The sequence below is a fragment of the Sagittula sp. NFXS13 genome (assembly GCF_040148795.1).
Lineage (GTDB): Bacteria > Pseudomonadota > Alphaproteobacteria > Rhodobacterales > Rhodobacteraceae > Sagittula > Sagittula marina.
The window spans coordinates 39917-53990 of sequence record NZ_JAGEMH010000010.1 but is presented as its reverse complement, the minus strand read 5'-3'; the positions used below and the strand labels follow the sequence as shown (position 1 = coordinate 53990).

Sequence of the window (14074 nt, the reverse complement as noted above, 5' to 3'; positions counted from 1 at the left end):
ATAAACCGTCCGGTCGGTCAATTATATTGATTGGAGGGAGGGCCTATGACAATTCGTTTCGAAACGCATTCCGAAATGCTGGCCACGGCGATCAAGGCGTTAAGCGCTCGCGATTTCTGGACGCCCTTCTCGGAAGTCCCCAGCGGCAAAATCTATGGCGAAGCAGCCAAGTCGGACGGCCTGGCAGCGTTCGATGCCCTGATTGGACAGCGTTTCCACCTGACAGATCACCCCGCTGAAACCCATATTGGTGCTGAAGCTTCTCCATGGGGGCTGAAACTGGACCTTACCTACCCGGCAGCAACCGTCGAGGCATTGATCGACGCATCCGCGGCGGCGCAAGATGCGCTGGCAGCCGCGCCGATAACCACACGCGTTGCGGTCTGTCTGGAGGCTCTGGTCCGCCTGAACAAGCTCAGTTTCCAGATGGGTCACGCCACGATGCACACAACCGGACAAGCCTTTCCGATGGCGTTTCAGGCCGGCGGCCCGCATGCGCAGGATCGCGGCTTGGAGGCGGTCGCAATGGCCTATTGCGAAATGACGCGCTTTGCCGAAGCTGCGGTTTGGACAAAGCCGCAGGGTAAGCATGATCCGATCGTGATGGAAAAACACTGGACTATTCAGCCGCGCGGCATCGCCCTGACCATTGGCTGTAACACCTTCCCGACCTGGAACTCTTATCCCGGCATTTTTGCAAGTCTTGCGACCGGAAACCCGGTAATCATAAAGCCGCATCCCAAGGCAATTCTGCCGCTTGCTTTGACGGTGCGCGTGTTGCGGGAGGTTCTGGCCGAAGCGGGCCTGCCGCGTGACGCAGTGTTGCTCGCGGTGGATACACCGGGGGCGGAGAAGACGAAGCAGTTGGTTACCCATCCGGATGTCGCAATCATCGACTACACCGGGTCATCGAATTTCGCTGATTGGATCAGGCAGAACACATCCCGCAAACGTGTCTTCACCGAAGAGACCGGGGTCAACTCGGTGGTCATCACCGGCACGGACGATTTTGACGGAATGTGCGCCAATCTGGCATTCTCACTGTCGCTCTACTCAGGGCAGATGTGCACATCACCGCAGAATATCTACATACCCGAAGTCGGCATAGACACCGATATGGGGCGCAAGAGCTTTGACGACGTGACCTCCGGTATCGTTCAGGCAATCGACGCTCTTCTGCAAGATCCACAAACCGCCGCTGGTATCTGCGGAGCGCTTGCAAACCCCGCGACACGCGACCGGATGTCCAGCGTGGCGCACGAGAGCATTGTCCTCAGGCAAAGCACGTCACCGGCCACGAATGTTGTGACACCGCTGATCCTCAAGGGGCGAAAGGATGGCCCTCAAGATGCCGAGTGCTTCGGCCCGGTGTCCTTTGTCATACCCTGCACCAGCGCAGAGGATGCGATCGCTCAGGCGGCCAATATCGCCCGCACCGAAGGCGCGATCACCGCGGCCCTTTACGCGACGGATGACAAATTGATCGCCTTGGCCGGGCAGGCATTTGCACGGGCGGCAGTGAACCTGTCCATCAATCTGACAGGTAAGATCTACGTCAATCAATCCGCTGCATTTTCGGATTTTCACGTCACAGGCGGGAACGCCTCGGGCAATGCCAGCCTGACCGACCCCGCCTTTATCGCCGGGCGGTTCACACGACCGATGAGGCGCTGGCCAAAGCGCTGCTGAATTATCGTTTCCAAGGGAGGAAAGACCATGAAAACCACTATGACACTGACCGGATTGACGCTGGCTTTGCTGGCGTCCACGGCACATGCCGAACTGCGTCTGGGGGCCAGCCTGTCGGCCACCGGACCCGCCGCGTTTCTGGGCGACCCAGAGGCAAAGACGTTGGAAATGCTGGTCGAAGAGCTGAACGCCAACGGCGGCATCAATGGCGAACAAATCGCCCTGACGCTGTACGATGATGGCGGCGACCCGAACAAGGCACGGACCTTTGCGACCCGTCTGATCGAAGATGACGGTGTCGTCGCGATCATCGGTGGGTCGACCACGGGAACGACAATGGCCATCGCCGATCTGGCTGATGGGGAGGGTATCCCTTTCATCTCGCTCGCCGGTGCCGTGTCGATCATCGACCCGGTGCGGGAATTCGTCTTCAAGACGCCGCACACCGACCGGATGGCCTGCGAGAAGATCTTTACCGACATGCAGGCGCAGGGCACCACCGTCATCGGCATGATCTCTGGCACTGACGGCTTCGGCGCCTCGATGCAGGCGCAATGCAAGGATGTCGCAGGCGACTACGACATTACCATCGCTGCGGATGAAACTTATGGCCCCGGCGACGCCGACATGACCCCGCAGCTGACAAACATCGCCAATACCGACGGCATTCAGGCCGTTTTGAACCCGGGTTTCGGTCAAGGGCCGGCGGTGGTGACACGCAACTATGCGCAGCTGGGCATCGATCTGCCGCTGTATCAAAGCCACGGTGTCGCCTCTGACGGGTTCATCGAATTGGCCGGGGCGGATGCGGCCGAAGGTGTGCGCCTGCCGGGGACAGCCCTGCTGATCGCCGACATCCTGCCTGATGACGATCCCCAAAAAGAGGTCGCAACAAAATACAAAGCGGCGTTCGAAGAGCAAACCGGTCAGACAGTTTCCACCTTTGGCGGTTATGCCCATGACGCCTTTGCGCTGATGGTCGATGCAATGACCCGTGCCGGAAGCGACGATCCACAGGACATTCGTGACGCGCTTGAGGCGACGTCGGGGCTCATCGGCACCACGGGCACCTACACGTTCAGCGAAACGGACCACCTTGGTCTGGATCTGAGCGCATTCCGGATGCTGGAAATCGTCGACGGCGGCTGGTCCGCAATCGACTGATCCAAGGCGGGGCGGCTTAACGGTCGTCCCCCCGTTTTCCGATCTTTCGCAATCACCTTCGGGTGAAGGAGGTGTTCATGGACTCCCTGCTCCAGTTCCTGTTTTCGGGTCTGACCGTTGGCGCGGTCTACGCGCTCGTCGCTTTGGGCTTTACCATTATCTACAACGCCTCTGACGTGGTTAATTTTGCGCAGGGCGAGTTTGTCATGCTGGGTGGCATGATCACCGTATTTGCTCATGAGGCGGGAATTCCACTGCCCTTGGCTGCCCTGTTGGCCATCGTGCTGACCGCGGCAATCGGGGTGGCCCTGAACAAGCTGGCGATTGAACCGGCTCGTGGCGCGCCTGTGGTGTCGATCATTATCATCACCATTGGTGCGTCGATCTTTATCCGTGGCGCATCCCAGCTGATTTTTGACAAGCAGTTGCACCGACTGCCCAGCTTTTCCGGCGACGCGCCGATCCGCATTGGCGGCGCGACCATTCTGCCGCAAAGCCTTTGGGTGATTGGCGGTGCGCTGATCGTGTTTGTAGCCTTGTGGCTGTTCTTTACCCGAACGCTGACCGGGAAGGCGGTGCTGGCCACCGCGAACAACCGGCTGGCCGCGCAACTTGTGGGCATCAATACCCGCGCAATCATGACGTTGTCCTTTGCCCTCTCTGCGGCCATCGGCGCGCTGGCCGGCGTGCTGGCGACGCCGATCACTTTGGTCAGCTACGACGTCGGCGTTGCACTCGCGCTCAAGGGGTTTGCTGCGGCCATGCTGGGGGGGATGGGTAACCCGAAGGGCGCATTGGTGGGCGGACTGCTGCTTGGCCTCTTCGAGGCGCTGACGGCGGGCTACCTCAGCTCGCAATACAAAGAGGCGGTGGCCTTCATTGTCATTCTCGCCGTGCTGTTCGCCATGCCACAAGGGCTGTTTGGCGCAAAATCGACGGAAAGGGTTTGACCATGCTGACCTCGAAATGGGTGCAACTGGCGGTTCTGGCGGTTCTGATCGCTGCCCTGCCGTTGCTGTTTCCATCTGGATACTATTATCGCATCGGTGCGCTGATCTTTGTCAACGCACTGGCCGTCACGGGGCTGGTGATCCTTGTGGGGTGGGCCGGTCAGATTTCCCTCGGCCACGCGGGGTTCGCCGGTATCGGAGCATACGCCTGCGCATTGGCGCCCGAGCATCTGGGCCTTCATCCTGTCGTCGCTATCGTACTCGGTATGGTCATCAGCGCGGGTTTGGCCGCCTTGATCGGAAAGCCGATCTTGCGACTGAAAGGGTACTACCTGGGCGTCGCGACCTTGGGGTTTGGCATTCTTGTGACCATGGTGCTTACGAATGAGCGGATCTGGACTGGCGGACCGGATGGCATGTCGGTCGCCAAGCTGGGATTGCGGGAGCTTTTGCGTGATATGGGGGTACGCGTGTCTGGCGGCGTGTTCTGGTACTGGGTATGCGGGATCGTCCTGCTTATCGGGGCGTGGCTTGCGCTCAATTTGTATAACAGCGCCACGGGCCGGGCGCTTCGGGCGCTGCATGGGTCAGAAGTCGCGGCAAGCACCATCGGTATCGACGTGCCGCGGCTGAAGCTTCAGGCCTTTGTCATCTCGGCTGTCTATGCCTCGGTTGCAGGCTCGTTTTTGGCGCTTCAGAACGGGTTTATCACTCCGGATGTCGCGGGTTTCATGCATTCGATCGAGATTGTGACGATGGCCGTTCTGGGCGGCGTCGGGTCGGTTGTGGGCGCGATCCTGGGTGCCGTGATTCTGACGCTTCTGCCTCAGGTGCTGACAGTCTTTGCCGAATACGAACAGCTGGTGCTGGGCGCGGTCATGATCCTTGTCATGATATTCCTGCCGCGGGGTCTGTTGCCGTCCATCGCTGCCCGCCTGAAAAGGAAACCATGATGACCCTGCTACACATAGAAGGTTTGGGCATTAACTTTGGCGGACTAAAGGCCGTCGATAATGTCAGCTTTGCAGCCGCAGCCGGTCAGGTCACCTCGGTCATCGGACCGAACGGGGCGGGAAAAACCACGTTGTTCAACATGATTTCTGGCGTCTACACCCCCGGTTCCGGCCGCGTGGCGCTGGATGGCGATGATGTCACCGGCATTCATCCCAGCCAGCTTGCACGGCGCGGTCTGTCGCGGACCTTCCAGAACCTGCAGATTTTTCAGGATATGAGCGTTCTGGACAATGCTCTTGCAGGGTTTCATCTGTCAGAGCGTGGGTCCGTCTGGGGCGACATGCTGTCTTTGCCGGCCGCACGTCGTCGTGCACGAGACGCCCGTGATGGCGCTATGACCCTGCTGAAACGTGTGCGTCTGGACGATCTCGCGTCCGAGGTGGCCGGCAACCTGTCCTATGGTCAGCTCAAACGGTTGGAGATCGCACGCGCCCTTGGCGTCGGCCCGCGCGTCCTGTTGCTGGACGAACCAGCCGCAGGATGCAACGCGGTTGAAACCGAAGAAATCGACACACTCATTGCCGAGCTCGCGGCGTCGGGCATCGCTGTGCTGCTGGTTGAACATGACATGAAGCTTGTCATGCGCATTTCGCATCACGTGGTGGTTCTGGACCACGGACAGATGATTGCCGAAGGCGATCCTGAATCGGTCAGTCAGAACCCCGAGGTCATCAAAGCCTATCTAGGAACGGAGGCCGTGGACAATGTTGCAGGTTAGTGGACTACGCTCGGCTTATGGCCGGATCGAGGTATTGCACGACATCGACCTGACGGTTGGTGCAGGCGAGATCGTGACCCTTGTCGGGGCCAATGGCGCCGGCAAGACGACGTTGCTGAAATGCCTGTCCGGCACCCAGCCGGTCACCGGCGGCACCGTGCAGTTCGAGGGGGCCGACATCACCGGGGTGGCGGCGCACAAACGTCCCGGTCTTGGCCTCGCACAATCGCCGGAAGGACGGCAGATCTTTACAAGCCTCAGTGTCGCGGAAAACCTGCGACTGGGAGCCTATAATTTCAACGATGCCCGTGTCGCGTCGGATATCGACGAAGCCTATGCGATGTTTCCGATCCTCAAGGAAAAGCGCAATCTGCCGGCGGGGGGCCTGTCAGGCGGGCAGCAGCAGATGCTTGCGATGGCCCGTGCGCTTATGGCGCGGCCCAAGTGCCTTTTGCTGGACGAGCCGTCGATGGGTCTGGCCCCGATCATCGTTCAGCAGATCTTTGACGTGATCGTCAGCCTGAAGGCGCGTGGCGTGACCGTTTTTCTGGTCGAACAGAATGCCTATGGCGCTCTTCGCATCGCCGACCGTGGCTATGTCATGGAGACGGGCCGGATCACGATTGAGGGGCGCGCGGCGGAGCTGCTGGCTGATCCGCGTATCCGCGAGGCCTACCTCGGCGTCTGAAATGACCGAACTGAAAACCGCGATCACCGATGGCATCGCCACACTCAAGGGGGACACTCCACAGGTAGACGGGATCTCGACCGCAGTGCGTCAGGCGCTTTGGCAGGCGGCGGTTGATATGCTTGCTTAGACGATCGCCACGATCCTGTCGTTTCCGAGGCAGTCCTCGGTTTGCCGGCGCCGCACATCGCGCCAGCAAACCAGTTGCCCCACGATGAAGTTGCCACGCACCTTGTGGACGGTATGGCGGCGCAAGGGCAGGGGATTCCAAGCGAAGGGAACGCGGCCCACCGGACAGGGATCGATCTTGTTGAACCCCATGGGTATGGCTTCCCACGTTGGAACGGCAGCCCGATGTCTGCGCGCCACTGAGCGCCCGGCATGTCGAAAAAAGGCCCCGTGACTTCACCAGGGGGCCTTTTTCTTTTCAGGATTTTTTGCGGTCACCCGGCACCATAAGATGCCGGGTCATGACTTTATTTGCGCAAGCTGATCGCCGGGTTCATCGCAAAGTAGTTATGCGGCATGATGTGAACCTGCTTCCATTCCGTCGACATGACAGGCCAATCCTCCATCCGGGGGATGTGATGAAAGCCTGCGGTGAACCAGGTCACGATATCCTTGTTTTGCAAGGCTTCGTCGCCGGAATAGGAGGCAAGCGTCTCGCTGCCGTCTGACTGCATGGCATAGGTGCCGCCAGCGTAGCGCTCATCATCCTTGTAAACCGTGTTCCACACAGAATTTTCGATCCAACGGTTCCGCATGAACGGCGGGTCGTTGGCAAAGTCGAAGGGACCGTAGGCGATGGAACCGTGATGGATCATATACCCCGGCGTGTGACCGAGATAGCTCTCGCGGTTCGGATTTTCGACCATGAAGTACCGCGGTTTCATCGCGGAAATCTGATAGGTCGCCTCGGCCTCTGTCATTGGCATGGTTTCGGCGACTTCCCACATGGAACGCCGGGGGCTATCGTCTGCGACCTCGGCCGGAACGATATCCATCGTCATGAACTTGTTGTCCGGTTGATCGATATCGAAATCTATGCGGAAGTTGAAGTAATGGTCATGGTTCGCAGCCACGAGGTTCGGTGCGATCAATGTCCCGTGCTTGGTGTCGTCGGCAGCGGTGGCATCATTCATCGACGTGGATTCGACGCCTTTCACCGCGTCCAGACCGGTCGCCCCGACCATGATCCGCATCTCGCCGTTCTGTTCAAAGCGGTAATCGATCAGATAGTCATAGTTCCCAACCTCGGAGGCCGTGCGCACCACCAACTCGGTGTGGGGACGCCCCTCGGCGGGAACAAAGTTGTCGGGCGTTTGGGCGAAGACCTCGAAGTGACGCCAGGCCGGATCACCGGTGGAGCGTTCGAAAATGCAAATGGCATCCGGAATCTCCATCGCCTGACCGGCATCGTCATTGACGACCGCAGGCATGAAGGTCGCGTATTCCGGGCAGTCGATGCCAGGGGTCAGCGGCGTCAGGAACAGGCCAAAGCCATATTCACCGCTGTCCATATAGGTGCGCCAGTACCAGTTGTCGTCTGGATCCATGTAGGGAACGAAAACTTCGGACAGGTGCGTCTGGTAGATGATCTTGCGCCACGTATCCTGATCGTCGACCCGGATATCGGATATGACCAGACCGGGGCGCTTGTCGATGCGGGTGCGGAACTTCCAGATATCCCAGGAGATCTCGCTGCCGTCGATGGTAAAGTTCGGATCGCCGGGCTGGCTGAGTTTCGCCGGATTGGTTTCTGCGCGCAGCGGCGTCCGCTCTGCGATCTCTTCTTCGGTATAGCCCCAAGGGTCGCTCGGCGTCGCCACGACGCCAGTGTCAACCACATCGGTAATCGTCGTGGTGTTCAGATCATAGGTGGCGCTAAGCCCCTCGATCGGTTTTGCATAGAAATTCGAACCCGACGGCACGACGTAACAGGGGACCTTCATCAGCCGGTTGCCTTCATATTCCGGCGTCAGAAAGTTGCCGGCAGTCAGCGGCAGGCAGAACACCTGATCCGGTGTCAGATCGCGTTTGGCGAGCGCTTCGACCATCCGGTCGTCGGTCAGGGCTGCTTCCAATGCACCGAGAAATTCGGTCAGCAATATCATTGGTTGACCGTTTGCATCGATCAGGCCGCTTTCTTCGACCTCCCCGCTGGTCAGGTTGACGATCGCCGATCCGAACCCGTCCTGTGATGTATATTGAGCGAGGGCCTTGCGATCGATCTGGGTTTCTCCATCCCAGGCCAGCATCTCTGCTTTGGGCGGTTCCTTCAGTTCAACCAGCGGAAAAAGGGTCCCGTCAGTAACGATGCCAGCGTCGCGCAGGATGGTGTTGACCTGTGCGTATTCGTCGGCTGTCAGACCATCGAGCGGGTAACTTTGCGCAAATGCGGGACCGGCGGCGAGGGCCAGACACGCAGCTGTCAGAGTATGCTTCATTGTTCACTCCATGTTGGATTTATTCGTTGACCGGTCGGTCGATTTAACCGGTGGAGTTACCTTAAACGGAATTCGCGTGGGTCATTTGACATTTCCGGCAATTTGGACTGTCAGGCCTGGAGGCGTATGGCTTCCGGTGACATGCCGAACCATCGCCGTGCAGCACGGGTAAATGCGGAGTGCTCGGAATATCCCAGCCGCCAGGCGATCTCTGCCAAGGGCAGGTTGGTCTTCTGCAGCAGCAGGGTTGAGGTCTCAGCCCGGCATTTGTCGACGACGCGGCGATAACTCGTCCCTTCTGATTGCAATTGAAGCCGCAATGACCGGTCCGAAAGTTTCAATTCCGTTGCAATATCAGCCTGATCAAGAGGTTCGCGGCCCAAACGCGATAGGATTTCGGTCCGGCATCTGTCTGCTGTACTTTGGTTGGCGCGAAGACCGCGCAACGCGTCAGAGAGCGACGTTTCCATATCACCAGAGATTTGACCGTTTTGCGCAACGTCAGGTTCGGCGCGCCTGTCCAAGGCGGACAATGGCAAAAACATCGTATTGCAGATCTCGTTCGACGCCACAGAGCAGCCAAGCTGCCGCTTCAGTCTTTCTCCAGCCGCATCGGGGGCATGTTCGAACCTCAAGTCCATTATGCTGGCAACGTCCGGTAGATAATGGCGGACGATGCCGAAAATCAGACCCATGGTAAGTTCTGCGTCTGCTTGGCGCGGCCATATGTTGGGATCGAGAACGCGGTAAGTCACCTCTACCACGGATCCTTGCGGCACAACCGACAACAGCGCGCCGCTTTGGATCAAGGGGAAGACACGTTGCAAGGCCATCAAGGAATCGCCCAGCGTCGGAGCCGCAAGAATGGCCTGGCCTGCGGGCCCAAGATTTGCCAAATCGTACTGCGCACCGACGTTCCAAAAGAGGCTTCCATCCAGCGTCATCGACCGGGCGCGTTGCAATACCGATACGAAGTCGGTTAGCCGAACCATTCCAATGTCGGCCATCGACCCTACGTCAGCGTCGGGGATGACGTCGGAAAATTCCTTGAACGGCGAATCAATGATCCAGTCCACTGCCATGCAACCTCCCGCTTTTGTTCGGCAAACTGTCGAAGCGGTCCTTCTGGTTTCGCAATCACACTGACCTTAGGCGTTCAGGCGCGTTCAGCAAACAGAGCATTGCGGCCCGGACAGGTGCTTTGGTGCGTTGCGAAAATTCAGGCGGAGCTTAAGCACTGATGCCGCTTTATATTGCATCCCCGGTTCTTTAAGCTGAACCAGATTTCTAGCCCGGTCGATGACATGGTCTTACTTGATCGTATCGACAGTGCTGTTCGTCGGCATGTCGGTCTCGATGGCTGTATCGCAAAGTAATCGCGCAATACCACCTGCAGACTGCTATAACTGGGCGACGCTTTTGAGAGTAATTCCCGGAAAGTGGGCGTGCTGTCGTGTCGATGATCTGGCACAGGAAAAATCCAGAAGCCGTTGATGCGAAAAATGCGCGATGAAGCCCCTCGGCTTGGTGCCTGGAACGTCTTTTCAGTCGCCGCCTTGAAGTTAGAGAATTGGCTTGCAGACCTCTGCGCAGCCGGGCTCCAGCGCCGTACCAGACTTGAGCGGTCCCGCGAACTGGGTCAGTGCCAGCCCGACGGCGTCTGCGGACCCTTGGCATATATGTCGTGCCACATCGTTTCCGCCTGCATAAGTTGTATTCTTCAGAGTGTTTCGGAGAGAACAGTGGCAAAGATCAGCGACCGATGCGCCGATCCACCCTTCCCCGCCCATTGTGTTGAAAAACTCCGCGAACCGGGATTTGTACCGAATGCTTGGAACTCTGTTCAATGAAATGGCAGGTCGGGAAACACTGTTTTGTACTGATCTTTTTGGACGACGAATATCCTACAAGTTCGTCGACAGCTTCCATAGCGTAGAATTTTCAACAAAAACCTGCCGTCATTTCGGTGTTAATCGTCATACTGCGGCGCGCGTCTGGGCTCGCTTCTGGATGCAAGCAGCCGCTAAGCTTCAGGCATTCCAACGAAGTGCCGTCCCCGATTTCAACAGTCCGTTCGGGGAGGGCACTTCGTTGGAAAAAGGCGCTCAGTGACCCATCAAACGCTCCATCGCGCCCGGCTTGTCATGGATCGCCAGCTTGTCCACCAAGCTCTCGGACGCGCGGTTCATGCCGATCACCTCGACATGCGCGCCTAATCTGCGGAACTTCAGGATTACCGTATCCAGCGCCTGCACCGAGCTGATGTCCCAGATATGCGCGCGGCTGACGTCAATGATGACGCATTCGGGCACCTCCACAAAGTCAAAGGCACCGGCGAAATCCTCGGCAGAGCCATAAAAGAGCTGTCCCTCGATCATATAGGTTCGGGCATGGCCACCCTCGGACAGCGAAGATGAGATCTGGAACAATTGTGCGATCTTCGCCGCAAAGAAGATTCCCGACAACAGCACCCCGGCCAGAACCCCAATGGCAAGGTTGTGTGTCCACACCACCACCCCGACCGTCGTGATCATGACGATAGAGGACGACAGCGGATGCACCCTCAGAGCGCCCAGTGACGACCAGGAGAAAGTGCCGATCGACACCATGAGCATGATCGACACCAGTGCCGGCATCGGGATCCGGGCGACCAGATCGCCCAGCCCCACCACGAGCACGAGAAGGAATACTCCGGCGGTGAAGGCCGACAGTCGGCCCCTGCCTCCGGATTTCACGTTGATGATGGACTGGCCGATCATTGCGCAGCCTGCCATCCCGCCAATGAACCCCGTCGCGGTGTTGGCAAGCCCCTGCCCAATGCACTCTTGGTCCCGGTCCGAGCGGGTGTCCGTCAGCTCGTCCACGATGTTCTGCGTCATGAGGCTTTCCAGAAGCCCCACCACGGCAACCGCTATGGAGTACGGCAGGATGATGATCAGCGTTTCGAGCGTCAGGGGGATGTCAGGGATAAGGAAGACTGGCAGCGTATCCGGCAGCGCGCCCATGTCCCCCACTGTGCGCACGTCCCAGCCCATGGCCACGACAAGCGCGGTCAGCACGACGATGGCAACCAGCGGCGACGGCACGACACGCGTGACGCGGGGCAGCAGGTAGATGATGGCAAGGCCTGCGGCGACCAGCGCATAAGTGAGCCAGGTGACTCCATCATTCGCCAGGTTAAGCTCAGGCAGCTGGGCGAGGAAGATGAGGATGGCCAGGCCGTTGACGAAGCCGGTCATCACGGACTTCGACACGTAGCGCATGAAGCGCCCCAGCTTGAGCAGCCCGGCGCCGATCTGCAGCAGGCCTGCCAGCACGGTGGCGGCCAGCAGGTATTCGAGCCCGTGTTCGCGCACCAGCGTTACCATGAGTACGGCCGTTGCGGCGGTTGCCGCCGAAATCATGCCGGGCCTGCCCCCGGTGAAGGCGATAAGCACCGCGATGGAGAACGAGGCGTAGAGACCCACCTTGGGATCGACGCCTGCGATGATGGAAAAGGCAATCGCCTCGGGGATCAGCGCCAGTGCGACGACGATACCCGCGAGCAGGTCGCCGCGAATGTTGCCGAACCATTGCCGGCGATAGTCAGAGATATAGAACATGTGAAGAATCCAAGACCCTGTGTCGGGCTGTCCTTCTCGGGACAAACCGGCAGTACATACTGTTGAGGGTCTACAGGGTTATCCGGCGGATCAGCGGCCGGAAGAGCCACCCGGGCTTTCACCGGGTCCTTACGCTATGGGTGCCTAACTACCTGAACGCGTCAGAAGTTCAAGTGCCCGGGGTGAGGGGCTTCCCGGCATCGCAGCCAAGCCGTAGCGTGAGGGGACTGCTTGTCACAAACCCTCCGCGAGATCCGCGAAAAACGCATAAGAGTGGCCGGCACGTGTACAGGGCGGATTGTGCTGAAAAATTTGGGCGGGCTCAAAACGGCCTAAATTTTCAGAACGCTTGTTTTCAACAGCGGGGATAGCGCCGCGTTGAAGAGGCGAATCCAACTTCCGGCAGAACAATATTCTGGTCCAGGGCCTGCCGACGCGGATCGAAGGTGTTTCGCCACTGAGACGGCGGAAAGAGTGGATTCGCTGCAGGTGCGAACCACGATGCAACCCGTCGCGTAAGCGGACATTCCCGGACCTTACTTGAAGCATGTTGTAGTCTGCGGAACCAAAGCGCCAATCAGCCAAAAAAAGGCGCTCAATGAGCCAAGCGCCTTATTCGGCGCGACGATCACTTCCGGGGTAGGGGATGTGGATGCCAGCGGCCTTTCCGGCGGATACTGCCCGGACTTTGGTCTTCGGCATCAATAGATTTGCGTGCCGCGCTCGCCGTTCTCGACGCTCCAGCCGCGATACATGCCTTCGCAGTTGAACGGCGCAGCAAAGCTGCCGTCTGCTGCCACCGCGATCAGCCCACCGGAGCCACCGATGGCCGTTAGATCGTCGTGGACCACTCCGTCGGCCGCGTCGACAAGAGAGGCCGACGCCAACCGTACCCGGGCTTCAATCTCGTGCGCGACAGCCAGCCGCAGGAAAGCTTCGCCGTCGCCTGTGGCCGAGACGGCGCAGCTGCGGTTGTCGGCGAAGGTACCCGCGCCGATGACCGGGGTGTCGCCCACGCGGCCGGTGCGCTTGGCAGTCATGCCGCCAGTCGAAGTGGCGGCCGCCAGCGCGCCGCGCCGGTCGCGCGCAACGGCACCCACCGTTCCGTGCCGGCGACTGGGATCGTCGTCCAGCCTTCCCGCGCGCTCCATTTCGAGCGTTTCCTGCAAGCTGTTCCAGCGCGCTTGGGTGAAAAAGTACGTGTCCTCCTCGAAAGGCAGCCCGGCCTCGGTGGCCACGGCCTGCGCGCCTTCACCTATCATCAGCACGTGTTCGGTCCGCTGCATCACCGCGCGGGCGACACGGATCGGGTTGCGCGGGCCGCAGATTCCGGCGACTGCGCCCGCGATCCTGTCGCGCCCGTCCATGATCGCGGCATCCATCTCGTGCCGTCCATCGCGGGTGAAGACAGCGCCGCGCCCCGCGTTGAACAAAGATTCATCTTCGAGCGCGCAGACCGCCGACTCGACCGCGTCCAGCGCGTTGCCATCGGCGGCCAGCACGGCCTCGCCGGCGGCCAGGGCCCTGTCGAGAGCCGCATGATAGCGCGCCTCGGCTTCGGGTTGCATCGCATCCCGGGGCAGCACGCCGGCGCCACCATGGATCACGAGAGTATAGCCACCAGTCACGTTGCACCTCATTCAAAAATTCGAGTATAGACCACCCTTCGTCTCAATGGGCTGCTGAAACAAGTGGCAGTCTGTAACGCAAAGTCAAATCTTGTGACTATGGGGTGTTGCGTACACGAAATGTTGGTAAGCTGACCCACAATATCTGGGGCAACGCCCACCAGTCAGGACAAA

At 59.3% G+C, this 14074-nt stretch carries 13 protein-coding genes and 1 other annotated feature; of the genes, 8 read left to right on the top strand and 5 right to left on the bottom strand.

Going from position 1 to position 14074, the window contains the following annotated elements:
- The first annotated feature begins 45 nt into the window (after positions 1 to 45).
- The 7 genes from paaN to J4E08_RS17270 all read left to right on the top strand — a co-directional run bounded on the left by paaN (position 46) and on the right by J4E08_RS17270 (position 6353).
- Complete coding sequence (gene paaN / locus J4E08_RS17300) at positions 46 to 1689, top strand: phenylacetic acid degradation protein PaaN (RefSeq protein ID WP_349539578.1); 1644 nt, start codon at positions 46 to 48, stop codon at positions 1687 to 1689.
- A 27-nt stretch (positions 1690 to 1716) separates the two neighbouring features.
- Positions 1717 to 2853: an ABC transporter substrate-binding protein gene (locus J4E08_RS17295; protein WP_349539577.1), complete on the top strand. Its 1137-nt coding sequence runs from the start codon at positions 1717 to 1719 to the stop codon at positions 2851 to 2853.
- Between the two features lie 77 nt (positions 2854 to 2930).
- Complete coding sequence (locus J4E08_RS17290; protein WP_349539576.1) at positions 2931 to 3803, top strand: branched-chain amino acid ABC transporter permease; 873 nt, start codon at positions 2931 to 2933, stop codon at positions 3801 to 3803.
- 2 nt (positions 3804 to 3805) lie between these two features.
- Entirely contained in the window at positions 3806 to 4756 is a 951-nt protein-coding gene (locus J4E08_RS17285) for a branched-chain amino acid ABC transporter permease (protein ID WP_349539575.1), read from the top strand.
- Complete coding sequence (locus tag J4E08_RS17280; RefSeq protein WP_349539574.1) at positions 4756 to 5535, top strand: ABC transporter ATP-binding protein; 780 nt, start codon at positions 4756 to 4758, stop codon at positions 5533 to 5535. The genes J4E08_RS17285 and J4E08_RS17280 overlap by 1 nt, the downstream gene beginning before the upstream one ends.
- Positions 5522 to 6223: an ABC transporter ATP-binding protein gene (locus J4E08_RS17275; protein ID WP_349539573.1), complete on the top strand. Its 702-nt coding sequence runs from the start codon at positions 5522 to 5524 to the stop codon at positions 6221 to 6223. The genes J4E08_RS17280 and J4E08_RS17275 overlap by 14 nt, the downstream gene beginning before the upstream one ends.
- Position 6224: 1 nt before the next feature.
- Positions 6225 to 6353 (top strand): hypothetical protein, encoded by a 129-nt coding sequence (locus tag J4E08_RS17270; protein ID WP_349539572.1) that lies wholly within the window; start codon positions 6225 to 6227, stop codon positions 6351 to 6353.
- Here J4E08_RS17270 and J4E08_RS17265 read toward each other — a convergent pair.
- The 3 genes from J4E08_RS17265 to qhpR all read right to left on the bottom strand — a co-directional run bounded on the left by J4E08_RS17265 (position 6350) and on the right by qhpR (position 9752).
- Entirely contained in the window at positions 6350 to 6544 is a 195-nt protein-coding gene (locus J4E08_RS17265; protein WP_349539571.1) for a hypothetical protein, read from the bottom strand. The two genes, J4E08_RS17270 and J4E08_RS17265, sit on opposite strands and share 4 nt — an antisense overlap.
- 155 nt (positions 6545 to 6699) lie before the next feature.
- Positions 6700 to 8670: a copper amine oxidase gene (locus J4E08_RS17260; protein ID WP_349539570.1), complete on the bottom strand. Its 1971-nt coding sequence runs from the start codon at positions 8668 to 8670 to the stop codon at positions 6700 to 6702.
- A gap of 110 nt (positions 8671 to 8780) precedes the next feature.
- On the bottom strand, positions 8781 to 9752 hold the full coding sequence (qhpR, locus tag J4E08_RS17255) for an AraC-like transcriptional regulator QhpR (protein WP_349539569.1): 972 nt from the start codon (positions 9750 to 9752) through the stop codon (positions 8781 to 8783).
- 745 nt (positions 9753 to 10497) lie between these two features.
- Between qhpR and J4E08_RS17250 the strand changes: the two genes are divergently transcribed.
- Entirely contained in the window at positions 10498 to 10782 is a 285-nt protein-coding gene (locus J4E08_RS17250) for a hypothetical protein (RefSeq protein ID WP_349539568.1), read from the top strand.
- Here the strand turns inward: J4E08_RS17250 and J4E08_RS17245 are convergent.
- A complete protein-coding gene (locus J4E08_RS17245) occupies positions 10776 to 12272 on the bottom strand; it encodes a SulP family inorganic anion transporter (protein WP_349539567.1) in 1497 nt (498 codons plus the stop codon). The genes J4E08_RS17250 and J4E08_RS17245 overlap by 7 nt on opposite strands.
- 76 nt (positions 12273 to 12348) lie before the next feature.
- Positions 12349 to 12404: a sequence feature (sul1 is cis-regulatory element that is thought to sense ions involved in sulfur or methionine metabolism; They are found in Alphaproteobacteria), on the bottom strand.
- 569 nt (positions 12405 to 12973) lie between these two features.
- On the bottom strand, positions 12974 to 13912 hold the full coding sequence (locus J4E08_RS17240) for an isoaspartyl peptidase/L-asparaginase family protein (protein WP_349539566.1): 939 nt from the start codon (positions 13910 to 13912) through the stop codon (positions 12974 to 12976).
- Between the last annotated feature and the right edge of the window lie 162 nt (positions 13913 to 14074).

Excerpts from the sequence above, each read along its gene's own strand:
- J4E08_RS17245 (WP_349539567.1), bottom strand. The coding sequence starts at position 12,272 with ATGTTCTATATCTCTGACTATCGCCGGCAATGGTTCGGCAACATTCGC.
- paaN (WP_349539578.1), top strand. The coding sequence starts at position 46 with ATGACAATTCGTTTCGAAACGCATTCCGAAATGCTGGCCACGGCGATC.
- J4E08_RS17260 (WP_349539570.1), bottom strand. The coding sequence starts at position 8,670 with ATGAAGCATACTCTGACAGCTGCGTGTCTGGCCCTCGCCGCCGGTCCC.
- J4E08_RS17275 (WP_349539573.1), top strand. The coding sequence starts at position 5,522 with ATGTTGCAGGTTAGTGGACTACGCTCGGCTTATGGCCGGATCGAGGTA.
- J4E08_RS17295 (WP_349539577.1), top strand. The coding sequence starts at position 1,717 with ATGAAAACCACTATGACACTGACCGGATTGACGCTGGCTTTGCTGGCG.
- J4E08_RS17265 (WP_349539571.1), bottom strand. The coding sequence starts at position 6,544 with ATGGGGTTCAACAAGATCGATCCCTGTCCGGTGGGCCGCGTTCCCTTC.
- J4E08_RS17250 (WP_349539568.1), top strand. The coding sequence starts at position 10,498 with ATGCTTGGAACTCTGTTCAATGAAATGGCAGGTCGGGAAACACTGTTT.
- J4E08_RS17285 (WP_349539575.1), top strand. The coding sequence starts at position 3,806 with ATGCTGACCTCGAAATGGGTGCAACTGGCGGTTCTGGCGGTTCTGATC.
- J4E08_RS17270 (WP_349539572.1), top strand. The coding sequence starts at position 6,225 with ATGACCGAACTGAAAACCGCGATCACCGATGGCATCGCCACACTCAAG.
- qhpR (WP_349539569.1), bottom strand. The coding sequence starts at position 9,752 with ATGGCAGTGGACTGGATCATTGATTCGCCGTTCAAGGAATTTTCCGAC.
- J4E08_RS17290 (WP_349539576.1), top strand. The coding sequence starts at position 2,931 with ATGGACTCCCTGCTCCAGTTCCTGTTTTCGGGTCTGACCGTTGGCGCG.
- J4E08_RS17280 (WP_349539574.1), top strand. The coding sequence starts at position 4,756 with ATGACCCTGCTACACATAGAAGGTTTGGGCATTAACTTTGGCGGACTA.
- J4E08_RS17240 (WP_349539566.1), bottom strand. The coding sequence starts at position 13,912 with ATGAGGTGCAACGTGACTGGTGGCTATACTCTCGTGATCCATGGTGGC.